Source organism: Cupriavidus sp. CER-90 (assembly GCF_057652055.1).
In genome coordinates this window covers 877,206-900,151 of sequence record NZ_JBYGYM010000001.1, presented here as the reverse complement: position 1 = coordinate 900,151, position 22,946 = coordinate 877,206, and the positions used below count along the sequence as shown (strand labels likewise).

Below are 22,946 nucleotides of genomic sequence, written 5' to 3'. Positions count from 1 at the left end.
CCTGGGGCGCGCAAGCGTGCGGCAGGGATTACGCCAGCAGGCGCGCCAGGGCGGGCGGCAGGCCCGCGTTGGCCTTCTGCGGCGGCCGCGCGAAGCTGCCTTCGCGGGCGCTGCCGGCGCGCAGCGCCACCAGCGATTCGCAATGCCGCACGGCGCTGCTGACGCCATCGACCACCGGCACCGGAATCCGGCCTTGCAGCGAACGCGCCAGTCCGGCCAGCGGGGCGCCGGCCACGATGATCACGTCGGCTCCGTCTTCGCGCACGGCCTGCAGGCTCATCGCTTCCAGCCGGGCCGCGTGGTCTTCCTGTACGCTGCCGATGTCGCGCAGCGGCGTCTGCAGCGACCGGATGCTGGCCAGCCGCGATGCCAGGCCGTTCGCGGTCACGCATTCGCGGTACCAGGCTTCGATGCGGTGCGAGATCGCGATGATCGAGAAACGCTGTCCCAGCAGGCAGGCGCTGGCCAGCGCCGCTTCGGTCATGCCGACGACCGGTACGTCGAACAGTTCCTTGAGGCCGGCCAGCCCGGGGTCGCCGAACGCGGCGACGATCAGGCCGTCAAAGTTGCCCGCGTGCTCGGCCGCGGCGCACGCCGTGGCGTAGCCGCCCACCAGCGCCTCGAAGCGGGTTTCGATATAGGCCACGCCGAAAGCAGCCGTGGCCATCGTGATGCGGGTGTCCGGCGACGCCGTGCGCTGGGCTTCCGCGTGGATCAGGTCGGTGACCGACGCGCTGATATTGGGATTGACGATCAGGAGGTTCATGGCGCTCACAGTTCGGGTTGGCCGGCTTCGAGGAACTTGCCGCGTCCTGCGGCTGGCTCCAGGTATTCGCCGTTGCGCACGATCATCTCGCCGCGCGAGAACGTGGTCATCGGCCAACCGGTGACTTCGATGCCTTCATACGGTGTGTAATCGACCGCGTGGTGCAGGTTGCTGTTGGCGATGCGGACCTTGCGCGCCGGGTCCCAGAGCACGATGTCGGCATCGGCGCCCACCGCGATGGTGCCCTTGCGGGGGTACAGGCCGTAGATCTTGGCCGGACGGTACGACGTCAGTTCGACGAACTGGTGGAGCGACAGCTTGCCGCGCTGCACGCCATCGAACAGCAGCGGCAGGCGGGTCTCGATGCCGGGCACGCCATTCGGGATATGGTCGAACGGCTGGGCCACGCCGCCAAGCTTCTTGCCTTCGGGGTCGTCGTAGTTGAACGGCGCGTGGTCCGACGAGAATACGCTGAACACGCCGTTGGCCAGCGCCCGCCAGACGGCGGCCTGGTTTTCCGGGTCGCGCGGCGGCGGGCTGCAGATGCACTTGGCGCCTTCGTAGCCCTCGTCTCCGGGCAGGCCCATGTCTTCGGCGGTCAGGTACAGGTACTGCGGGCAGGTCTCGGCCAGGATCTTGAGGCCGCGGCCCTGCGCCCAGCGGATCTGCTCGATGGCTTCCTTGCCGGACACGTGCACGATCAGGATCGGCACGTCGACCAGTTCGGCGAACGAGATCGCGCGGTGCGTGGCTTCGCGCTCGACCACGGCCGGGCGGGCCAGTCCGTGGAAGCGCGGCGCGATGCGCCCTTCCCCGGTCAGCTTGTCGGTCAGCCATGAGATGCAGTCGGCGTTCTCCGCATGCACCATCACCAGGGCCTGGTTCTGGCGCGCGACGTCCAGCACTTCGAGCATTTCGCGGTCGGAAAGCTTCAGGTCGTCGTAGGTCATGTAGACCTTGAACGAACTGTAGCCCTGACGGATCAGCGACGGCAGTTCGTCCTGCAGCACGGCCGGCGTGGGGTCGGCGACGATCAGGTGGAATGCGTAGTCGATCACGGCGCGGCCGTCGGCCCGGCGGTGGTAGTCGGCCACGGCGGCCTTCAGCGACGCGCCTTTTTCCTGCGCGGCGAACGGGATCACCGTGGTGGTGCCCCCGCACACGGCCGCGCGCGTGCCGGTGAAGAAGTCGTCGGCCATGCGCATGCCGTCGGGCATGGGCTGGTCCAGGTGGCAGTGGCCATCGACACCGCCGGGCAGCGCCAGCAGCCCGGCGGCGTCGACTTCCTGCCGTGCGGCGGGCAGGCCGTGGCCAAGGGCCACGATCTTGCCGCCGCGCACACCGATGTCGCAGCGAAAGCGGTCGGAAGCGGTGACCACGTCGGCATTGCGGATCACGAGGTCAAGATTGTTGTCTGCAGGCATGATCATCACGCTCCGGTTTGCTCGGCGTTACGCGACTTCGCGGAACAGACGGCCCCAGCCCTTCAGGGCGCTGGTGTCCACGCCAGCCAGCCGCAGCGACTTCCACACCACGGTCGAGATCGTGTCGTACAACGGGATGCCGGTCTCGGCCTCCAGTTCCTCGGCCAGGTGCGCGGCGCGCAGGTTGGTGCAGAACGTGCTGATGGCCTGCACGTTCTGGCCGGCCAGCTCGCGCACCATCTTGCGGATGGTGTCTTCCTCGACTTCGGCGAAGCTGTAGTTCACGTGCAGGTCAAGATGGCGTTCGGCCGCGCAATCGAAGCCGCTGCGCTGGTAGTTGGCGACGATGCGCTGCTGCACGTCGTTCAGGTAGGGCGTGGCCAGGCCGAAGCGGCGGGCGCCGGTCTTCTCCAGGATCTCGTTCAGGGCCAGCACCGAGGTCGTGGCCGGGATGCCGGTGGCCTCGGTGATCTGCTTGCACAGGGCCTGGTCGCGATCGAAGCCGAGCCAGCCCGACGACGTGCCGTTCCACGCGATCACATCGACGCGCGCATCGGCCAGCAGGCGGGCCGCGCCCAGGATCTTTTCGAGGTCGAACTGGCCCAGCGCCTGGTCACGCAGCGAAATCTCCGTGACCGTGAAGCGCGAGAAATGCGCGCTGACGTTGGGCAGGCCGCTGACCATCGCGCTGGTAATGGGCTCCAGCGCCGTGTTGGAAGATGGCGTCAGCATGCCAAGACGAATCTGCTTGCTCATGGTTGGTTCTCAAGAGTATTCGGGCACCGTCTGGGCGCGGTGCCTCGGGATTGAATGTTGGTCTTATTGTTCGGGTTTGTCGTTGAAGGCGAGCTGGGTGCCGGGCACGCCCTGAGTGGTGCGTGCGAGCTCCAGCTCCTTCTTCAACGCGGCCTGACGCGCGGCGTCTGGCTTGACGGCGGCGCCGGCCTGCAATGCCGGCAGCACGTAATCGTTGACCATCTGACGATACAGGTCCAGGTATTTTGCGTCGCGCAGTCCGCCCTGCGTCGACATGATGCTGTTCATGACGATCACCGCGTTCTGTTTGGGCAGCACCGTGATGAACTGGCCCTTGTAGCCCATGGCGCTGAATTCGCGCTCGCCCTTCACGATGTTGTTGACCCAGCAGTAGTAGCCGTAGTCGCTTGCCGGGCCGGGCGGCGTGGTCATCTGCGCCACCCAGGACGCCGGCACGATCTGCTGGCCGTTCCAGCGGCCCTGGTTCAGCATCAGCATGCCGAGCCGCGCCATGTCGATCGAGCGAAGCCGCAGGCCCCAGCCGCCGGAGACGGCGCCCTTGCCGTCGGCACCGTCCCAGCGGTAGTGGGACATGCCGAGCGGTTCGAACAGCCGCTTGGCCGCATATTGCTGCTCGGGCATGCCGGTGACCTGGCTGACCGTGGCGCCGACCAGCACCGGGTTGACGTCGATGTAGTCGAACTCGGTGCCTGGCGTGGTGCGCACGCTGGCCGAGGCGGCCACCTTCAGGCGGTCAGGCACGCCGTAGTAGAGCGTGTCGGTGCCCTCGACGAGCTTGTACGACAGGCCGCTCGACATCGACATCAGATGGCGCAGCTGGATCTGCTGCTTGTCGGCCAGCGCCGGTGCAAGGTCCGGGCGTGCCGCCGCCAGGCGCGGCGCCGGGGTGTCGGTGGCGGCGAGCCTGCCGTCACCGACCAGCGTGCCTACCAGCAACGCGCTGATGAACTTGGTCACCGAATACAGCTCGTGGTTGTAGTCGCGTCCGAGGCCTTCGCTGTAGCGTTCGAACACGAGCTTGCCGTCCTTGATGACAAGCAGGCTGCGCACGTCGAGCTTGTCGCGGCGAATCCATTCGGACAGCGCGACCAGCCGCGCGGAATCGACGCCGACCGCTTCGGGCTGTGCCGTGGGGATGCCACCGGCCGTGGCCGGGGCAGCCTGCGCGAGCGGTGCGCCGAAGGCCAGCAGGGCCGCAGCCAGGATCGGGGTGAGTCGTGTCATGGGTGTCTCCTCCAGCCGGATTGTGGATCGGCGGTACGAAGCGGGTCGTCAGACCGGGATCTTCTTTTCGTAGTCGATGGCCGTGGACGCCAGCAGCAGGCCCACGCCGGCCGCCGCGAAGAACATCAGCGCCAGAAAGTACGAGCCGGTGTACTGCACGATCATGCCGACGATGATCGGCACGCTGATGCCGCCGATATTGCCGCCAAGGTTCATCACGCCGCCCAGGAAGCCGATCTTGTTGCGGGTGCCCAGGATCGACGGGATGCACCAGAACAGGCCGCACCAGCGCAGGAAGAACAGCGTGGACGAGAGCAGGGCCACGACCACCACGGGGTTGGTCACATAGGCCACCGAGAAGATCGACACCGTGGCCACCACGGCGGCAATGCCGAACAGCGTGCGCATGACCACGTTGGGCCGGCCGCCGGCTTCCTTCCACTTGTCGGCAATCCAGCCGCCGATCAGTTCGCCGATGAAGCCGCTGAAGAAGATGATGAAGCTGGCGCCGCCCATGGCCTTGATGTCGAAGCCATGCACCTTGTTCAGGTAGTTCGGCATCCAGGTCAGCAGGCCGTAGAAGACGGTGTTGAAGCACATCCAGCCAATGGCCATGCACCAGACCGAGCGGTACTTGAAGAAATCGAGCGAGCGGCCCGACAGGTTGGCCGGCTCGGCGCGGTGTTCGGTGGCGTGGGCTTCTTCGAGATAGCTGGCTTCCAGTTCATTGACGCCAGCGTGTTCGCGCGGCGAATTGCGGATGTACCACCAGGCCACGACACCGGCGATGACGGTACCGACACCGGCGACCACGAAGGCCAGGCGCCACGAACCGAGCGAGGAAATCAGCCAGGTGATGATGATCGCGCCGAGCGCCGCGCCCAGCGGCGCGCCGCCATCGAGCAGCGTGGCGCCGCGGCCGCGTTCGTTCTGCGTCATCCAGATCGCGTTGAGCTTGCCGCCCGCCGGGTAGATCGGCGCTTCGGCGGCGCCCAGGCCCAGGCGGGTCAGCAGCAGGGCGGTGGTGTTGGTGCAAACGGCGGCCAGTGCCTGGAATGCGCCCCAGAACACGGTGGCGCAGGCAATCACGATGCGCGGCTTGTACTTGTCGGCCAGCATGCCGCCCGGCACCTGCATCAGCGCATAGGTCCAGAAGAACGCGCTCAGGACCATACCCTGCATGGTGGGGCTCAGGTCGAATTCCTTGGCGATCAGCGGCATGGCCACCGACAGCGACGCACGGTCGATGTAGTTGATGGCGATGAGGAACAGCATCATCAGGAAGATCTTCCAGCGGACGCTGCTGCGCGGGGCCGTCATCGTGGCGGCCTGGCTTGTGGTTGACATGACGGGGGTCTCCTTGCTCCTGGGGTGCTGCGTTTTCGAGGCGTTTCTGTTTGGGTGTCGCGCAACTGGAACGGAGTATAGGATACGTAATCTGTAATTACAACGCTGCTAAGTTGTTGATTCGTATAGTCATAGGGTAAGCACCAATCTGGGTGTGCTAATCTTCGGACTGGTGCAGATTCCCTATTCTGGTGACGTTCGTGACACAAGTGCTTCCTAAAACCGCCCGCCTGCGCACACTGGGCATGTCGGCCGAAATCGCGGCGCGGCTGCGCACGATGATCCAGGAGGGCGAGCTGCCGCCCGGCGTGCGCATCGACGAGAAGGCCTTCTGCGACGCGTTCGACGTATCGAAGACGCCGTTGCGCGAGGCGCTCAAGGTGCTGGTGTCCGAAGGCCTGGTGCTGCATCGCCAGTACATCGGCTATCGCGTGGCACCGCTCGACCTTGACGAACTGCGCGCCACCTTCGAGACGCTGCACGGGCTGGAAGCCCATGCGGGCGATCTGGCCGCGCAACGGCTCGACGATGCGGCGCTGGCGAAGATCGAACGCAAGCATCGGGCCATGATCGACGCCCACGATGCCGGGCGTCGCACCGACTACTTCCGCATCAACCAGGAAATTCACCAGATGATCGTCGACAGCGCCGACAACGCCGTGCTGTCGGGCATCTATGCCACGCTGATGAGCAAGGTGCATCGCGCGCGCGGCGCGGCGAATGCCGACCTGATGCGCTGGCAGGAATCGCACGAGGAACACGAGGCCATCATGACCGCGCTGCACGAACCGGGGCGTCCGCGCCTGGCGGGCATCCTGCGCGAGCATTCGGAAAACACGGCCCGGGAAGTGCTGCGTGTGGTGGAGCTGACGCTGGCCGAATCCGCCGAGCCGGCAGCCCGCGTGGCCAACGCACGGCGCGGCCGCTGACGCCTCCGGCGCCAGCCGCTCAGCCGCGCCGGCACATGGCGGCGGCCTTGTGGATGGCCTTGCGGATGCGCGGAAACGTGCCACAGCGGCAGACGATGCCACGCATCGCCATATCGATCTGCAGGTCTGTCGGCACCGGGCAGCGGGCCAGCAGCGCCGCGGCCGCCACCAGCTGGCCGCTCTGGCAGTAGCCGCACTGCACCACATCGAATTCGATCCACGCCGCGCGCAGGGCCTGCGCGACCGGGCCTTGCAGGCCTTCGACCGTGGTGATGCGCGCACCGCGCAGATCCTTCAGCAGCAGCTGGCATGCCGGCGTGGCACGGTTGTCGAGCAAGACCGTGCACGCGCCGCACACGCCGATGCCGCACCCGAACTTGGTGCCGGTCAGGCGCTGCTCGCAGCGCAGCGCCCAGAGCAGCGGCGTGTCGGTGGCGGATTTCAGGTCTACGGTCTTGCCGTTGAGACGGACTGACACCATGGGTCGTTGCCCTCCGGTACGGCAGGTGTCGCCTGCAGCGGCAGCCTGCGGTGGCGCTGCCCGGTCAGCGCGAACAAGGCGTTGGCCACGGCGGGCGCGATGGGCGGGGTGGCGGATTCCCCCACGCCTTCTGGCGCCGCGTCGCTGTCCAGCACATAGGTCTCGATGACGGGACAGGTCTCCATGTCGATGATCGGAAAGTCGGGAAAGTAGTGCTGCTGCACCTGCCCGTTGCGCAATGTGATGGCCTGTTGCAGCGCGGCCGACAGCCCGAACACGATGCCGCTTTCCATCTGTTGCTCCACCAGGTTCGGATTGATGGCGCGGCCGCAATCGATCACGCAGACCACCCGCGTCACGCGGAAATCAGCGGCCGGGGCACCCTGTCGCTTGACCTCCGCCACCTCGGCCACCTGGGCCACCACGCTGCCGAACGATTCGTGCATCGCCATGCCGCGTGCGAATGCCACGCCATCGCGGTCGGTCCACTGCGCGGGTCCGCGCCATGCGGCGCGCTCGCGCAGCGTCTCCAGCACGCGTACATGGCGCCGGTGCGCCGGCTGCGTGAGCAGTGCCAGCCGGAATGCGATCGGGTCCTTGCCCGCCGCCGCCGCCATCTCGTCGAGAAAGCACTCGACGAAAAACGCCTGGTGCGAATGGCCGACGGAGCGCCAGTAGCCGACCGGCACGGGCAGATCGACGCGATGGTGATGCACCCGCATGTTGGGGCACGCGTAGGGCTGGTCGAACGCGCCCTCGGCCATGGTGGCATCGGGCAGCAGCCGGGTCAGGAAGCGCGGCTTGCCGAACGCGCGCGGCAGCGCCTGTTCGGCGATCGACTGGCTGGCCGTGACGCTTTCCCACCCCACCAGCCGCCCATCGGCGTCCAGCGTGCCGCGGCAGACCGCCATGCAGGCGGGCCGGTAGAAATCATGCGTCATATCCTGCGGGCGCGACCAGATGGTCTGCACCGGGTTGGGCGAAGCGTGCCGTGCGATGGCGGCGGCCTGCACGATGAAGTCGATTTCGAGCCGTCGCCCGAACGCCCCGCCCAGCAGTTGCTGGTGGATCTGCACGTCGTCGGCGCTCAGGCCCAGCATGTTTGCCACCGCCTTGCGCGCGGCCATCGGTACCTGCGTGGACACCCACACCTGGGCCTTGCCGCCGTCCACCTGCACCGTGCAGTTGACCGGCTCCAGCGCGCCATGCGCGAGGTAGGGCACCTCGTAGCGCATTTCCAGCACCTTGCCGCGCTTGAGCGCCGCTTCGGCGTCGCCGGTACGATAGAACGTATGGCCGCCGCTGCTGGATGCCAGCGCACGGGTCAGCGCCGCGCGCACGTCTTCGGTGTTCAGGCCCGCGGCCGGCCCGTGATCCCATTCGACCGGCAATTCACACAGCGCCCGCATGGCGATAAACGGATTCTCGGCGATCGCTGCCACGCCCCCCGTGCCGCCGTGGTACGCATCGATCGGGTAAAACCCCTTTACGCCGATCTTGTGCATCACCCGGTTCGCGTCGAACTTGCGCACGGTGCCGCCCAAGGTCGGGCACATCAGCACGCTTGCATAGAGCAGGTGGTCGGGCAACGCGTCGATGCCGAAGCGCGCGGTGCCATCGAGCTTGGCCTTTGCCTCGATACGATTCAGGCGCTTGCCGATCAGCGTGAACGTCTTCGGGTCCTTGAGCGTGAGATGGGCGGGATGCGGCACGTCGCGCGCATCCGTGGCCAGTTCGCCAAAGCTGGCCGAACGCCCCGACGCCGCGTGGAACACGCGTCCGGAGCGGGCCTGGCACTGTTCCGGCGGCACATCCCAGCGGCGCGCGGCCGCGCCGCACAGCATGGCGCGCGCGGAGGCGCCTGCTTCGCGCATCGGCTGCCACAGGTCCACGATGCTGGTCGATCCGCCGGTCACCATCGACCCCAGCAGGCGCGCCCCGCGCCGGGCCAGGTATTCGCTGATATGGGCCAGCGCGCCGTCGTCGTCGGGACGGAACGGCAGGCTGCGCGGCAGGTTTTCGTGATTGACGTAGAGCGGTGCGATGGCGGACTGCTCCACGCGCACCTGCGACCAGTCGGCATCGAGTTCCTCGGCCAGCAGCATGGCGGCGCCCGTATGCACGCCCTGGCCCATTTCGGCCTTGCTCATGACGATGGTCACGTGGTTGTCGGCGCCGATCACGACCCAGCCGTTCAGGCGCGCATCGCCGGTGGTGGCGGGCGGCGGCAGGTCGGCGTCGAGACGGTCCTCGGGCCGCAGCAACGTCCATCCCACCACCAGCGCGCCCGCCGCCGCACCGCCGAGTAGAAAGGTTCTGCGCGTCAGCATGACATGGCCCCTGGTCGCCCCTGGTCGCAAACGCAAGCGCGCAAGCCCGGTTCTCTTGCTGCTGCGATCACCTATATTAGTCAATGTCGCCCGCCATCGCGAGGCGCCACCGGTACGTCTAGGCCTAAAGGCCAACGTGTACCCGCCAGACATCAATGCGATGGAATACGGATGGAAATCCGATGAAAGCGCGCGCCCAGCGCATGCGGGCACGCCGCCAGCTGTCCCGGGGGAGGTGCGCGATGCCCGTCGAAGCGATGCATGCCTGGGTGCTGCGATTGTCGGCGCCGTGGAAACAGGCGCTGCTGCGGCATGGCCTGGACCTGTCCATGGTTCGATCGGCCGACGACACCGCCGACATCCTCGAACGTCCGCTGCGGATCGACTGGTCGGACCCGCGCGTGGCCGAACTTAGCCGTGCCACGCAGCGTGCCGTGGAACCGGGCGATCCCGCGCGCAGCCTGCTCTATCACATGCTGGCGCTGGCGGAGTGCCCGACGCTGGATGCCGGCGTCGAGCTGGCCGACCTGGACCTGCTGGAGAACTACATCTATTCCCGCGCGCCGTTGCCCGACGACTGGGCATCGCTCGATATCGCGGTGCTGGCCTGCCAATACCGGCCGGCACGCCGCACCGGGCACCAGCAGCATGCAGACCTGGTGTTCTCGCGGCTCGGCATTGCGCGCAACGGCGACACCGAATCGAGCTACGACCCCCGCACGCGCAGCCACGTGCCGACCGTGGCGGGGCACCCGCAGCACGTACGCGTGCTGCCCGCCCACTACGCGGCATTCCTGGTGCGCAGGACGTGCGGTGCCGGCGCGCTGAGCCTGGTCGAAGGCGAACGCGAGGGCGACGCAGCGCGCGAATTCCTGGTGCCCGTGCGCAAGCTGTTCGCCAGCGGTTGCGTGCCGGGGCAGGACCTGACGCTGGAATTTGGCCACCATCACGTCGGCGACAAGCTGCGCCGCGCCGTAAAGGCGCGCTGGGGCGTGAAGCCGGAGCCCAGGGCCGTGCTGGCCGATCCGCCGTATTCGCAGTCGTGGCGCTTCCCGGATGCCGCGCAGGGCGCCGCGCCGGTGCCGGGCTCCACGGCCCCGCCGATCGCGCTGGTGCGCAAGGGCGATTCGGTCTGGCTGATGCCGGGGGCGTTGCCGTTGATCGAACCGCTGACGCCAGAGCATTTCAGGGTTCGGGGTTTCCGCGTGCCGGCGCAATGGCGCGTGGTGCCGGTGGTCAACCGGCGCTTCACCACCCAGCGCATTGTCTCTGACCTGTTCAAGCTGTTCCTGGAGGGCATCAACGCGTTGCGCGAGCGATATATCCCCCATTTCGCCCCGGCGTTCCTGCGCTATCCGGAGCCTCGCAACGCGCCCGAGTACATCAATATCCGACACCGCTGGCAAGACGACGGGGCCACCTATCGCGACATGTGCGCGGAGCCGTCGGACCGCGACCAGTTCCTGGCCGAAGTCAAGCGGGGCGGCTATCACGCCCAGCTGTTCCTGGACCACTGCGCGGAAGGGGCGGTCAGCGTGCGCGTGGCGCAATGGCCGCGCCGCCACGTGTTTCCGGCCTATTCCGTGGTGGCCGCACCCGATTTCTATCCCTACGCCGACCAGGCGGAGCTGCAGCGCTGGTTCCGCGAGCAGAACATCGACCCGAAGTCGCAATTTCGCAGCGGATCGCCGCTGTCGCTCAGTGCCGAACGGCTGCCCGCCAATCCCATGCACCGGGACCCGTTCAGCGGGGCGCGGGCGTTCGCGCCCGGCGAGACCACCATGCCGGTGTCGTTCAGCCTGGCGCCACGCGGGCAGGCACCGCAGGCAGACGGCACGTACGCGCCGCGCATGGTGTCGTTCCTGTCCGATGCATCGTCCAGCGTGTTTGCGCCGGGCTGGGATGTGACCTATGCCGGCGGATGGGGCGGCATCTATCTGGCCACGTTCGGGCTGGGCAGTCCGTTTGCAGAGGACATCAAGCTGTGCGCGGCGTCGAACAGCTTCTGGCCGGCGCTAAGCCCGGACGCGTCGCGCACGTTCCGTCGCGCCGACGCCCCCACGGCGCTGCCGATGCTCGACGACGAACTGGGCTATCACCCGTCGCATCCGCTGGCGCATGGCGGGGCGGCACGGCCGGGCTGGGACGGCGAGTACGGCCCGTACCTGACCCCGGCGGGCGAGGTGGACTACGCCGACATCCATCGTTCGGATTACGTGGCCAATGCGTTGCGTGGCCAGATGCTGTTCGGTGCGTTCGAGCATGTCGACTCGGCCGAGCTGATCCGCCGGATCAGTGCGCTGCGCCACGCGGTGGCGGCGTGCGACAACGGGCAGGTGCCGTCGCACACGCGGTTGTGGCTGGTGTCGGCGCGCCGGCTGGACGCCGCCGCTCCCGCACGTGCCCACGATGGCGCGGCCGATATCGTCTATCGCTTCGTGTTCGTGCTGCCCGCCGATGCCACCGCCGTCCCCCGCCAGCATGAACCCGGGCGGCTGCGCGTGCCGTATGCCGAGGCGCTGCAATGCGATGCCACCCCGGCGGGCCTGATTGGCGCGGTGCGGCGCCGCCCGCCGGGCCCGCAAGCACTGGCGCTGTACTGACCGATCATGCGCAATGGGGGCGTGCTGGTGGTTGGCGACGGTCCGGCGGGATGCGCGGCAGCCATTGGGGCGGCGCGCGCCGGTTGCCCGGTGACGATGGTGGGCGCCGGCCGTACGCGCGCGGTGCCGGAATGCGCGTCCGTGGGAGCGTTGCGGCTCCTGGACGCCATCTCGCCGGCATTGGCTGTCCGGTCCGACATCTGGCTCGACCATGCAGGGCACGACGCTACCGTTCATGCACAGCGAGGCCGTGCCGTCGATCGTGCGCTGCTCGATCGCGGTCTGCGCGAGGCGGCGGTGTGCGCCGGCACCGACTACCAGGTCATGCCGGCGGCCATGTTGCGGCCGCGTCTGGCCGGCCATCGCGTGACCGGTGTGGAGGGCCTGTCCGGCCGTGGCCTTGCTGCCGGCGCCTATGTCGTGATCGACGCGTCCGGCGTCAACGGCTGGCTGCGCCGCAGCCTGGGCCTGCCGGAAGGGATCGACTCGCGGGTCTGGTGGCTGCAGCGCGGCTTTGGCGTGCTGGCTGCGGGGCAGGCCAGCGCACCGGGTACGCAGTTCGTGATTGGCCCCCGCGGATGGCTGTGGCGGCACGCCACGCCGCAGGGCTGCATCTGGACGGCGCTGTGCGGCACGCGTGACACCAGCGTGGCATGGCCCCCCGGCATACGACCCGTGGGCCGGATCTGGCGCGAGTGCCGGCGCTGGCGGCATTTGCGGCAGGCCGCAGGCGCGGGGTACTTCGTTTGCGGCGATGCCGCCGGCTATCTCGATCCGGCTACCGGCGACGGCCTGCGCTTTGCGCTGGAATCGGGTGCCCGTGCCGGCGCGCTGGCCGCCGGCGTGGTGCGCTGGCCGCAGCGGAGCAGCCTGGCGGCCGCGTTGTATGCGGACTGGGTGTTGCAGACCTACCGCGCCAGTCGCGCCGCACTAAGCGACGTGTACGCGCGCGCCCACCTGGCCGTGCGGTGACCGCCGGTGCCCCCGGGTGTCTCGTCCGTCGCGCGGGGCTTCGGTCCCATTGCCCGCCGCTGTCCCATGCACTACAAAACCAGAACCCGCAACGCGGGTGCCGGGTGCCGACGGTGTCGGCACTGACAACGATCCAACGACATGGCAACAAGGGGGCACACCAGATGAATCCGAACAAGGCGCTGTGGGAAAAGGGCGACTTCACGCGGCTGGCGGCGGCCATGCGCGAGAGTGGCGACGAACTGGTGGCGCGGCTGGGCGTCACGCCCGGCATGAAGGTGCTGGACCTGGGTTGCGGGGACGGCACCACCGCACTGCCCGAAGCGAAGCGCGGGGCCGACGTCCTGGGCGTCGATATCGCCAGCAACCTGGTGGCCGCCGGCAACCGGCGCGCGCAGGAAGCGGGGCTCGGGAACCTGCGCTTCCAGGAGGGCGATGCCTGCGCGCTGACGGACCTGCCGGATCACACCTTCGACCTGGTCGTCAGCATGTTCGGCGCCATGTTCGCGCCCAAGCCGGCGGAGGTTGCCAGCGAGATGGTGCGCGTGGCCAAGCCCGGCGGGCGCATCGTGATGGGCAACTGGATTCCGAACGATCCCACGCTGGTCGCGCAGGTGCTGAAGATCAGCATGGCCTATTCGCCGCCACCGCCGGAAGGCTTCATCAGCCCGATGCTATGGGGCCACGAGATCATCGTGACCGAGCGATTCGGCGCCGCAGGCGTGCCGCCGGAGAACATCGGCTTTGACCGGGACACCTATGTCTTCCGGTACGCCGGCAAGCCATCTGACTTCCTGGCGACGTTCCGCGATTTCTACGGCCCCACCATGAACGCATTTGCCGCCGCGGAGGCGAACGGCAAGCGCGACGATCTGCAGCGCGAACTCGACGCGCTGTTCCACGCGCAAAACCGGAGTGGCAAGCCCGACGTCACCGAGATTCCGGCGACCTACCTGCGCGTGACCGTCATGACGCCGCCGTGATCGTGCCGCCGCACGCGACCCGCGCCAGGTGGCGGTCGATGCACGCGCGCGCAAATACCGCGCATGCATGTCGGCCGCAAGTCTCGTTAATGACAGTTGCAAAACGGAACACTTTGTCAGGTGCCTCGACGCTACAGTGGGCGTTCCCAAGTCTGTAGGCTTTTTCTGGAGGTACACGAATGAAGCAACATCTGGCGAAATCCCTGTTGATGGCTGGCGCACTGATCGCGTCGTACCCACTGCTCGCGCAGCAGTTGGCCCCAGCCCAGCAGGCCCAGCCGATGCCCGCCACCCAGGCCGCGCCTGGCGCGCCTGTTGCCCCTGCCGCGTCCACCGGCTACGCAGCACCGGCCGCACCCGTTGGCGTCGCGCAGCAGCAACCCGCCGCCAATCCCTACGCGCAGGGTTCGATGGAAACCGTGCAGATGGGCGTGCCGCCGGCGCCCGGCGCCGCGACCATGGCACCTGCGCCGGGTGCCGCGACCATGGCACCAGCGCCGGTCGCCGCCGACCCCGCCAGCATGAGCCTGCCGCCGGACGCCCTCGGCAGTCGCCTGGGCCGACGCAACGTCTACCTCGACGGCGCCTGACCTGACCGACGCCGGTGCCACCGGCGTCGCACCGCGCGCCTGTGCATGCGCCGCACAAATGCTGTGCGGCGCATGGCGTTGAACAGGCCACCCGTGCAAACCTAGACTGGCGCCTCGATTCATTGAGGAGCCTGTCATGACCCTGACCCTGTTGCGTTGCTTCCGCCTGGCCACCGTGAGCCTGTCGCTTGCGGCATCTGCCGGCGGTGCCGTCCACGCGGCGCCAGACAACGCCCACCCGGGCATCCGTGCGATGCTGGGTGCCAAGCCTGTCGAGCATCTCGATCCGCGCAGCACGGCGCTGGTCGTCATCGACTTCCAGAAGGAGTACTTCTCCGGCCGGATGCCGATTCCGGATGGTCAGCGCGCGATGGAAAACGCGCAGCGCCTGTTGGCGTTTGCCGATCGCCACCGTATTCCCGTCTTCCAGATCCAGCACATCGCGCCGGCCGGCGCGGCCGTCTTTGCCGTGGATGGCCAGACGGTGGACTTCCAGCCCGGCATGGCGCCGCGCCAGCAGGACGTCGTGCTGCGCAAGGAAACCGTGAGCGTGTTTGCCAGCACGGACCTGGAGCGCCGCCTCAAGGCAATGGGCATCAAAACCATCGTGCTGGCGGGCCTGATGACCCATGCCTGCGTGGCAGGCGCCGCGCGCGACGCGGTGCCGCTCGGGTTTCACGTTGTGGTAGCATCCGACGCCTCGGCCACGCGCGCCATCACGCGCGCAGATGGCCGTACGATCGGCAAGGACGCGCTGCATGACGCTGCGCTTGCGGAGATCGAAGACACCTTCGGCGATGTGATGACCACCGCAGCCATCACCCATCTGCCGCTGCGCTGACACTATCCTGGAACGCCCCGCGGGGCGTTTCTGCTTTTGGGGGACGGCATTTTCATGGACCAGCTGCTTGCCATGCGTGTCTTTCGCGCCATCGTCGAGGCCAGGGGATTCTCGGCGGCGGCGGAGCGGCTCGACCTGTCCCACTCCACCGTGTCCCGGCAGCTCAAGCAACTGGAAGCCAGCATGGGGGTGCAGCTGCTGAACCGCAACACGCGGCGCTTCGCGTTGACGGACGCCGGCGAACGCTACTACCGCCACTGCGCCGATATCCTGGCGCGCATCGACGCCATGAACGTGGCGATGACCGGTGAAGGCGCGCAGCTGTCCGGGCCGCTGCGCGTGACGGTGCCGCTGGCCATCGGCACGCTCGAACTGCAGGACTGGCTGCCTGCGTTTCGTGCGCGCTATCCGGAGATCCGGCTGGAACTGTCGTGCAGTGACCAGTTCGTCGACCTGGTGGCCGAGCGTTTCGACGTGGCGCTGCGCATCTGCAGCGCACCGCTGGCCGACAGCAGTCTGATGGCCAGGCGTCTGGCCAGGTCCGATACGGTCCTGGTGGCGTCACCGGCCTACCTGGCCACAGCTGGCCTGCCGGTGAACGCCAGCGATCTGGCCCGCCATCAGTTGCTGGCATTCGCCGCGGCGCCCGATACCTGGCAACTGACCGATGCCAACGGCCAGACCGAACGGGTGGCCGTGCGCGGCGCGCTGGCTGCCGATGCGATCACCGCGCTGTACGCGGCGGCGCTGGCCGGCGCCGGCATCGCGGCCTTCACCGAGCGCACCGCGCGCAGCGAAGTGGCGCGTGGCGGTCTGGTGCGTGTGCTGCCGCAGTACCACGCGGGCGCCAGCCACTACTACGCGCTCTATCCGCACACCCGGCACCTGACACCGCGTGCGCGGGCCTTCATCGATTTCATGGCGGAGCACTACGGCGCGCAGTGATGCACGCGACGCATGGCGGCACGGCGACCGGCATCGCTGGCCAATGCATCGCCCCGGTGCATGTGTCTGGCCGATGCGAGGACGGGCGTGAAAAATCCGCCCGGTGCGCCTGAAGCGCCTAAAGTAGTGGAAGTCCCGGCGCCGGAAGCGGCGTGGGCACGGTCTTTGCGCGATACGGCCAGAGTTGGCCCACCCTGATCATGCAAGAGCTTGCCTTTCGCACCCTGCTGTATCGGTACTTCTTTTTCGACTGGATGTTTGCGGACGCCAGCCGGGGCGACCTGATCGCGCGCACGGCGGCCTGGCGCTTCAACCAGGCCCGCGCGCACTGGCTGCTGACCTATATGCGGCGGTGGCTGTGGTGCGGGGTGCTGCTGTACGGGCTGGGCGGTGCCGTCGAGGTGCTGATGCGCGCGCCGGTGCTGTCGGCGTGCTTCTATGTGCCGGGCGCGCTCAGCGTCCCGGTCAATATCGTGATTGGCGTGATATGGCTCGGGCTCAAGGCGTGTCCGGGGCCGGTGCGCACGCCGTCACGCTGACTGTTTCAGGCTTGCAACGGCCTGGGCGCGGATCGTCCGCGTCAGGGATGGCCCCCGCCCGCCAGCCTGCATGGTGCGGCCAGTGGCTCGCTCCTTGCATCGCTGCGAAGTTGCTCACACTCCCCGGCGTGTCGCCTGCAAGGTGTACGCGTCCACGATCCGGTTTTGTCAGGACGGTGCGTTGCGCGCACCTGTCGGGTCACGCTCCGAAGCCATGAGCCGCCGTCAGCGCGCTGACGACGCTGTCCCATCCTGTCGGAGATTTGCCATGACCCGATACATCGTGCTCGCAAGCTTTACAGACCAGGGCATACGCACTGTCAAGGACACCACCAAACGCGCCGCGGCCGTGCGCGAAATGGCGCCGCAGTTCGGCGTGAAGGTGACCGACGTGTTCTGGACGCTCGGAAAATATGACGTGATCCTGACGCTGGAAGCGCAGGACGACGCCTCCGTGACGGCCTTTGGTCTGTCGATCGGCTCGCAAGGGAATGTTCACACGCAGACACTGCGCGCCTTCACCGAAGACGAGATGAAGGCGATCCTCGGCAAGATGCGCTGAACGGCGCTTGCCACGCCGCCGCGCGTCGCACCCGCGAACGGGTCGATGCGCGCGGCGGTCCCCGGCGCAGATCCCCTGCGGCCAGTCGAATTACGCGACCTCCCTGTACCTCCACGGACTCACAGGCTAGGCGTTTACCCCCGCATCGCCAGGCGCACCGTGTAAGAACCGGGTAAGGGGCGCGCATTACCTTGTCACCACGCCGTGCGGAGGCAACCCGCGCGGCAAACGCAAATATATGTGGCAAGCACGTGCAGCCGCGATGCGGAGGAGACAAGCATGCAAGAGGATGTGATCGAGAAACTGAAGGCCAGCCGGCAGTATCAGGAACTGGTGCGTCGGCGCGGCCGGCTTGGCTGGCTGCTGACGGCCGTGATGCTGGTGGTGTACTACGGCTACGTGCTGCTGATCGCCTTCGACAAGGAACTGCTGGCAACGCGCGTGGGCCAGGGCGTCATGACCTGGGGCATGCCGATCGGGCTGTTCGTGATTCTCTTTACCGTCGTGATTACCGGGCTGTACGTGCGCCATGCCAACCGCGTCTATGACGACCTGACCGATCGCATCAAGCAGGAGGTAGCACGATGAACCGTCACGCATTCGGCGCCACCGCGCTCGGCGCGGCACTGCTGCTGTCCGCCAATGCCTTCGCCGCCGGCGGCGACCTGGGCCAGGCCGTGAAGCAGGCCACCAACTGGACGGCCATCGGCATGTTCGTGGTGTTTGTCATCGGCACGCTGTTCATTACCAAGTGGGCGGCCAAGAAAACCAAGTCCGCCGCCACGTTCTACACGGGCGGCGGCATCACGGGCTTCCAGAATGGCCTGGCGATTGCCGGCGACTTCATGTCGGCCGCGTCGTTCCTGGGCATTTCCGCAGCGGTCTACACCAATGGCTATGACGGGCTGATCTATTCGATCGGCTTCCTGGTCGGCTGGCCGATCATCACCTTCCTGCTGGCCGAACGGCTGCGCAATCTCGGCCGCTTCACCTTTGCCGATGTGGCGGCGTACCGCTTCAAGCAGGCGCCGATCCGTGCCTTCGCGGCGTCGGGCACGCTGGTGGTGGTGGCGTTCTACCTGATCGCCCAGATGGTGGGCGCGGGGCAGCTGATCAAGCTGCTGTTCGGTCTGGAATACTGGGTGGCCGTGGTCATCGTGGGCGCGCTGATGATGATCTACGTGCTGTTCGGCGGCATGACCGCCACCACGTGGGTGCAGATCATCAAGGCCTGCCTGCTGCTGGGCGGTGCGTCGTTCATGGCCTTCATGGTGCTGGCGCAGTATCACTTCAGCCCCGAGCAGCTGTTTGCCAAGGCCGTGGAAGTGCATGCGAAGAAGGACTCGATCATGAGCCCCGGCAACTTCATCAAGGACCCGATCTCGGCCATCTCGTTCGGCATCGCGCTGATGTTCGGTACCGCCGGGCTGCCGCACATCCTGATGCGCTTCTTCACCGTGCCGAACGCCAAGGAAGCCCGCAAGTCGGTGTTCTGGGCCACCACGTGGATCGGCTACTTCTACATCCTGACGTTCATCATCGGCTTTGGCGCGATCGTGCTGGTCAGCACCAACGCCAGCTTCCAGGACGGTAGCGGCAAGCTGCTCGGTGGCGTGAACATGGCTGCCGTTCACCTGGCCAGCGCAGTGGGCGGCAATGTGTTCCTGGGCTTTATCTCGGCCGTGGCCTTCGCGACGATCCTGGCCGTGGTGGCGGGCCTGACGCTGGCCGGTGCGTCGGCGGTGTCGCACGACCTGTACCAGACGGTGTTCAGGCACGGCAAGGCCACCAGTGCCGAGGAACTGCGTGTGTCGAAGCTCACGACCATCGTGCTGGGCTTCATCGCCGTGGTGCTGGGCATCGTGTTCGAGAAGCAGAACATCGCGTTCATGGTGTCGCTGGCGTTCGCGGTGGCGGCATCGGCCAACTTCCCGGTGCTGTTCCTGTCGGTGCTGTGGAAGGGTTGCACCACGCGGGGCGCGATGGTGGGCGGCTTCCTGGGGCTGGTGTCGGCGGTGGTGCTGACCGTGCTGTCGCAGGCCGTCTGGGTCGATGTGTTCCACTTCAAGAACGCGCCGTTCCCCTACACGTCGCCGGCGCTGTTCTCGATGACGATCGGTTTCGTCGGCATCTGGCTGTTCTCGGTGACCGACAAGTCACGGCGCGCCCTGCTGGACAAGGCTGGCTTCGAGGCGCAGGAACTGCGCTCCGAGACGGGCATCGGCGCGGGCGAAGCGACCGCGCACTAGGATCCTCGCCACTCCGTAATGGAAGAACGGCCCCTCGCAAGGGGCCGTTTGTCTTTGTCTGCGTCGGGCGGCGGACGGCAGGCCGCTTTAGGCGCGGGCGACGACCTCGATCCGCAGGGCTTCGCCGCCGCTGGCGACGGCCAGCAGGCGGTCCACGTTCGGATGCGCGCCCGGCCGATTGCGCGCATCGGCGGTGTGTTCGGCAAAGACGGCCAGGCCATGCTCGGCGGCCTGGGCATCGAGCTTGCCGAAGACCTGCTGCAGGTAGTGGTACACGGCCAGCGAGCCTTGCTTGCCCTGTACGTTCTCGATGCTGGCCACCACGGTGCCCCCAGTGTCGACCAGGTCGATGCGGGCGATGCCGTCGATGGCGGGCAATTGGGCGAGGTTGTCCTTGAATACCGGGCTTGGCTGGATCATGAAAGGGTTCCGTTCGGTCTGGAATGCAAAAACGGACGGTGCCGAGGGGCGACCGTCCGTTCCTGTTTGTGCGTTGGTAGGCTCGATTGGACTCGAACCAACGACCCCCACCATGTCAAGGTGGTGCTCTAACCAGCTGAGCTACGAGCCTAGCGAAGGCGCGAATTCTATAGACGACTTTGGCAAAGCGCAAGTATTTCTTTTGCAAAATCTTTGCTGGGGGGCGACGGGCTGCGGCGGCGCCATTCCGATTGCCAGCCAGCATCCCGGGAAGCATGCGCCATGCGGGCGGACAGTGTGTTGGGGGGCAGGGGAGATTTGCAGGCTGTCATGGGCATCGTTTAGGGTTACGGCTAGGGCGCCCGCCGCGATAACACCCCAACGCCCGCACGAGGAGAGAACATGACCCCCTGGCTCACCCGCGCCGCCGCAGCCATTGGCTGCACGCTGGCCCTGATCGGCGCCGCACCGGCGCACGCCGAGGATGCCGCCAAGCTGACCATCACCGCTGGCAACCAGCAGAAGATCCTGACCCGCGATGCGCTGCTGAAAGACCGGCGCCTGGCCAGCGTCACCGTCGATGACGACAACTACAAGCGCCGCATGACGTTCAAGGCCATCCCGATGGCGGCGCTGCTGGCGGGCCTGCCGGCAACGCCGGACGGCAGCGCCTCCACGGCCGCCACCGATGGCTATGTCTCGCATCTGCCGCTGGGCCTGCTGCTGGCCGACCGCCCCGATGGCCCGCGTGCGTGGCTGGCGGTGGAAAACCCGGCAAAGCCGTGGCCGAAGCTGAAAGGGCAGGACATCGGCCCGTTCCGGCTGATCTGGACCGTGCCGAAGTCCGCCAGGCAGCCCGACGCGCCGGTGCGGATCACCGAAAGCCTGTGGACCTGGGCGATTGCGCGCATCGATCTGGGCGGCACCGCCGCCGAGCGTTTTGCGGCGATCCGCCCGGCCGAAGGCGAGCCCGCCGACGGCCCGGTCATGCGCGGCTTTGCGGCGTTCCAGCGCGTCTGCTTCTCGTGCCATTCGATGAACCGCGCCGGCGACGCCAACCTGGGGCCGGACCTGAACGTGCCCTACAACCCGGTGGAGTACCTGGGCGACGACAAGCTGTCGAAGCTGATCCGCAACCCGCAGGCGCTGCGCTGGTGGCCGGGCTCGAAGATGTCGTCGATCGACCAGAAAACGCTGTCCGACGCCGAGCTCAAGGATCTGCTGGCCTACCTGCACCACATGGCGGGGCGCAAGGCGGACGCCCCGCCGCCCAAGCCCTGAGGCGCGGCAGCGCAGCGGCGCGTTGCACGGCGGGGGGGCGTCAGACGTCGATCGCGGCGGCAGACTGCAACCGGCGCCGGAGCTCGAACTTCTGGATCTTGCCCGTCGATGTCTTGGGCAGCGGGCCGAAGTACACGGCCTTGGGCACCTTGAAGCCGGCCAGCAGCGTGCGGCAGTGGGCGATGATTTCCTCGGCGGTGGCGCTGGCGCCGTCCTTGAGTTCGACGAACGCGCACGGGGTTTCGCCCCACCTGGCGTCGGGCTGGGCCACCACGGCGGCGGCCATGACGGCCGGGTGGCGGTAGATGGCGTCCTCGACCTCGACGCTGGAGATGTTCTCGCCGCCCGAGATGATGATGTCCTTGCTGCGGTCCTTGATCTTGATATAGCCGTCGGGCATGCACACGCCCAGGTCGCCCGTATGGAACCAGCCGCCGGCAAACGCCTCGCGCGTGGCGCGGTCGTTTTTCAGGTAGCCCTTCATGCAGATATTGCCGCGGAACATGATCTCGCCGATGGTTTCGCCGTCGCGCGGCACCGGCTGCATGGTGTCGGGGTCCAGTACGGCCACGCCTGCCTGCAGGTGGTAGCGCACGCCCTGGCGAGCCTTCAGGACGGCGCGTTCTTCCATCGACACGTCGCGCCAGTCGTCCTGCTCCGCGCAGGCCGCGGCCGGGCCGTACACCTCGGTCAGGCCATAGACGTGCGACAGTTCGAAGCCCATCTGTTCCATCTGCGCCAGCACCGCAGCTGGCGGCGGGGCGCCCGCCACCATGCCCCGCACCGGCCCGCGCAGGCCTTCGCGCCACGTGGCCGGGGCACTGACCAGCGCGGTATGCACGATGGGCGCGGCGCAGTAGTGGGTCACGCCCTCGTCGCGCATCAGATCGAACACCAGCTTCGGATCGAACTTGCGCAGGCAGACGTTTACGCCGGCGCGGGCGGCCACGGTCCAGGCGAAGCACCAGCCGTTGCAGTGGAATAGCGGCAGCGTCCACAGATAGACCGGGTGTTTGGCCATGTCCCATTCCAGGATGTTGGACACCGCGTTCATGGCCGCGCCACGGTGGTGGTAGACCACGCCCTTGGGGTCGCCCGTGGTGCCGGACGTGTAGTTCAGCGCGATGGCATCCCATTCGTCCGCCGGCATCTGCCAGTCGTAGTCGGGGTCGCCGCCGGCCAGGAAGCGCTCGTAGTCGGTGTCGCCAAACGGCGCGTCGGGCTCGGGGCCGAGCACGTCATGGACCGCGATGACCTTGAGCCCCTGCACCTCGCGCGCAAGCTGGCGCGCCACATCGGCAAACTCGGTATCGGCCAGCAGCACGCGCGCCTCGCCATGGCGCAGCATGAAGGCGAGGTTGGCGGCATCCAGGCGGATGTTCAGCGCGTTGAGCACGGCGCCGGACATCGGCACGCCGAAATGCGCCTCGATCATGGCCGGCGTGTTGGGCAGCAACGCGGCGACCGTGTCGCCCTTGCCGACGCCGGCGCGCGCGAGGGCACTGGCCAGCCGGCGGCAGCGCGCATAGGTATCGCGCCAGTTCTGCCGCAGCGGACCATGCACGATGGCCAGCCGCTGGCCGTAGACTTCGGCCGCGCGGGCGATGAAGTCCAGCGGGGTCAGCGGCACGAAATTGGCGGCGTTGCGGGCCAGCCCGGTATCGAAGTCGGTCGGCATGATGC

The 22,946-nt window shown here is 67.6% G+C and carries 21 protein-coding genes and 1 tRNA gene; 12 read left to right on the top strand and 10 right to left on the bottom strand.

Features of this window, described 5'->3' with window-relative positions; all coding sequences use genetic code 11:
- Positions 1-28 precede the first annotated feature (28 nt).
- From AC24R4_RS04010 to AC24R4_RS03990, 5 genes are all read right to left on the bottom strand, one after another.
- Positions 29-766 carry an aspartate/glutamate racemase family protein gene (locus tag AC24R4_RS04010; RefSeq protein ID WP_487522288.1) on the bottom strand — a complete coding sequence of 246 codons (738 nt, stop codon included), beginning with the start codon at positions 764-766 and terminating at the stop codon, positions 29-31.
- 5 nt (positions 767-771) lie between these two features.
- Positions 772-2,190, bottom strand: a complete 1,419-nt coding sequence (hydA, locus tag AC24R4_RS04005) for a dihydropyrimidinase (protein ID WP_487522975.1) — start codon at positions 2,188-2,190, stop codon at positions 772-774.
- A gap of 27 nt (positions 2,191-2,217) precedes the next feature.
- Entirely contained in the window at positions 2,218-2,946 is a 729-nt protein-coding gene (locus AC24R4_RS04000) for a maleate cis-trans isomerase family protein (protein WP_153945932.1), read from the bottom strand.
- Positions 2,947-3,009: 63 nt separating this feature from the next.
- Positions 3,010-4,191 carry a serine hydrolase domain-containing protein gene (locus tag AC24R4_RS03995; RefSeq protein ID WP_487522287.1) on the bottom strand — a complete coding sequence of 394 codons (1,182 nt, stop codon included), beginning with the start codon at positions 4,189-4,191 and terminating at the stop codon, positions 3,010-3,012.
- 48 nt (positions 4,192-4,239) lie between these two features.
- Positions 4,240-5,538: an MFS transporter gene (locus AC24R4_RS03990; protein ID WP_153945934.1), complete on the bottom strand. Its 1,299-nt coding sequence runs from the start codon at positions 5,536-5,538 to the stop codon at positions 4,240-4,242.
- A 245-nt stretch (positions 5,539-5,783) separates the two neighbouring features.
- Between AC24R4_RS03990 and AC24R4_RS03985 the strand changes: the two genes are divergently transcribed.
- Positions 5,784-6,467 (top strand): GntR family transcriptional regulator, encoded by a 684-nt coding sequence (locus AC24R4_RS03985; RefSeq protein ID WP_228770783.1) that lies wholly within the window; start codon positions 5,784-5,786, stop codon positions 6,465-6,467.
- Positions 6,468-6,486: 19 nt separating this feature from the next.
- Here the strand turns inward: AC24R4_RS03985 and AC24R4_RS03980 are convergent, their stop codons facing one another.
- Complete coding sequence (locus AC24R4_RS03980; protein ID WP_487522286.1) at positions 6,487-6,948, bottom strand: (2Fe-2S)-binding protein; 462 nt, start codon at positions 6,946-6,948, stop codon at positions 6,487-6,489.
- Positions 6,915-9,278 (bottom strand): xanthine dehydrogenase family protein molybdopterin-binding subunit, encoded by a 2,364-nt coding sequence (locus AC24R4_RS03975; protein ID WP_487522285.1) that lies wholly within the window; start codon positions 9,276-9,278, stop codon positions 6,915-6,917. Before AC24R4_RS03975 ends, AC24R4_RS03980 begins: the two co-directional genes overlap by 34 nt.
- Before the next feature lie 182 nt (positions 9,279-9,460).
- Between AC24R4_RS03975 and AC24R4_RS03970 the strand changes: the two genes are divergently transcribed.
- From AC24R4_RS03970 to AC24R4_RS03925, 10 genes are all read left to right on the top strand, one after another.
- Complete coding sequence (locus AC24R4_RS03970) at positions 9,461-11,881, top strand: hypothetical protein (RefSeq protein WP_487522284.1); 2,421 nt, start codon at positions 9,461-9,463, stop codon at positions 11,879-11,881.
- 6 nt (positions 11,882-11,887) lie between these two features.
- Entirely contained in the window at positions 11,888-12,853 is a 966-nt protein-coding gene (locus tag AC24R4_RS03965) for an NAD(P)/FAD-dependent oxidoreductase (protein WP_487522283.1), read from the top strand.
- Positions 12,854-13,017: 164 nt separating this feature from the next.
- Positions 13,018-13,836 (top strand): class I SAM-dependent methyltransferase, encoded by an 819-nt coding sequence (locus AC24R4_RS03960; RefSeq protein WP_487522282.1) that lies wholly within the window; start codon positions 13,018-13,020, stop codon positions 13,834-13,836.
- Positions 13,837-14,015: 179 nt separating this feature from the next.
- Positions 14,016-14,426 carry a hypothetical protein gene (locus AC24R4_RS03955; protein ID WP_487522281.1) on the top strand — a complete coding sequence of 137 codons (411 nt, stop codon included), beginning with the start codon at positions 14,016-14,018 and terminating at the stop codon, positions 14,424-14,426.
- 136 nt (positions 14,427-14,562) lie between these two features.
- Positions 14,563-15,267, top strand: a complete 705-nt coding sequence (locus AC24R4_RS03950; protein ID WP_487522280.1) for a cysteine hydrolase family protein — start codon at positions 14,563-14,565, stop codon at positions 15,265-15,267.
- Between the two features lie 54 nt (positions 15,268-15,321).
- The gene (locus AC24R4_RS03945; RefSeq protein WP_487522279.1) at positions 15,322-16,212 is read left to right on the top strand and encodes a LysR family transcriptional regulator; all 891 of its coding nucleotides are present in this window, start codon (positions 15,322-15,324) and stop codon (positions 16,210-16,212) included.
- Between the two features lie 200 nt (positions 16,213-16,412).
- Positions 16,413-16,751 carry a hypothetical protein gene (locus tag AC24R4_RS03940; RefSeq protein WP_153945944.1) on the top strand — a complete coding sequence of 113 codons (339 nt, stop codon included), beginning with the start codon at positions 16,413-16,415 and terminating at the stop codon, positions 16,749-16,751.
- 268 nt (positions 16,752-17,019) lie between these two features.
- Positions 17,020-17,313 carry a GYD domain-containing protein gene (locus AC24R4_RS03935; RefSeq protein ID WP_153945945.1) on the top strand — a complete coding sequence of 98 codons (294 nt, stop codon included), beginning with the start codon at positions 17,020-17,022 and terminating at the stop codon, positions 17,311-17,313.
- Between the two features lie 279 nt (positions 17,314-17,592).
- Positions 17,593-17,901, top strand: a complete 309-nt coding sequence (locus AC24R4_RS03930; protein ID WP_400396230.1) for a DUF485 domain-containing protein — start codon at positions 17,593-17,595, stop codon at positions 17,899-17,901.
- Positions 17,898-19,562, top strand: coding sequence for a cation acetate symporter (locus AC24R4_RS03925; protein ID WP_400396231.1), 1,665 nt, complete (start codon positions 17,898-17,900; stop codon positions 19,560-19,562). Before AC24R4_RS03930 ends, AC24R4_RS03925 begins: the two co-directional genes overlap by 4 nt.
- An 87-nt stretch (positions 19,563-19,649) precedes the next feature.
- On the opposite strand, the gene AC24R4_RS03920 is transcribed toward AC24R4_RS03925, so the two are convergent.
- Together AC24R4_RS03920 and AC24R4_RS03915 are read right to left on the bottom strand one after the other, a co-directional pair.
- A complete protein-coding gene (locus tag AC24R4_RS03920) occupies positions 19,650-19,982 on the bottom strand; it encodes a DUF2322 family protein (RefSeq protein ID WP_400396233.1) in 333 nt (110 codons plus the stop codon).
- 74 nt (positions 19,983-20,056) lie between these two features.
- A tRNA-Val gene (locus tag AC24R4_RS03915) sits at positions 20,057-20,133 on the bottom strand.
- Positions 20,134-20,384: 251 nt separating this feature from the next.
- Here AC24R4_RS03915 and AC24R4_RS03910 point away from each other — a divergent pair.
- On the top strand, positions 20,385-21,263 hold the full coding sequence (locus tag AC24R4_RS03910) for a c-type cytochrome (protein ID WP_487522278.1): 879 nt from the start codon (positions 20,385-20,387) through the stop codon (positions 21,261-21,263).
- A gap of 40 nt (positions 21,264-21,303) precedes the next feature.
- Here AC24R4_RS03910 and AC24R4_RS03905 read toward each other — a convergent pair whose 3' ends face one another.
- The gene (locus AC24R4_RS03905; protein WP_400395988.1) at positions 21,304-22,941 is read right to left on the bottom strand and encodes an acyl-CoA synthetase; all 1,638 of its coding nucleotides are present in this window, start codon (positions 22,939-22,941) and stop codon (positions 21,304-21,306) included.
- Positions 22,942-22,946 lie beyond the last annotated feature (5 nt).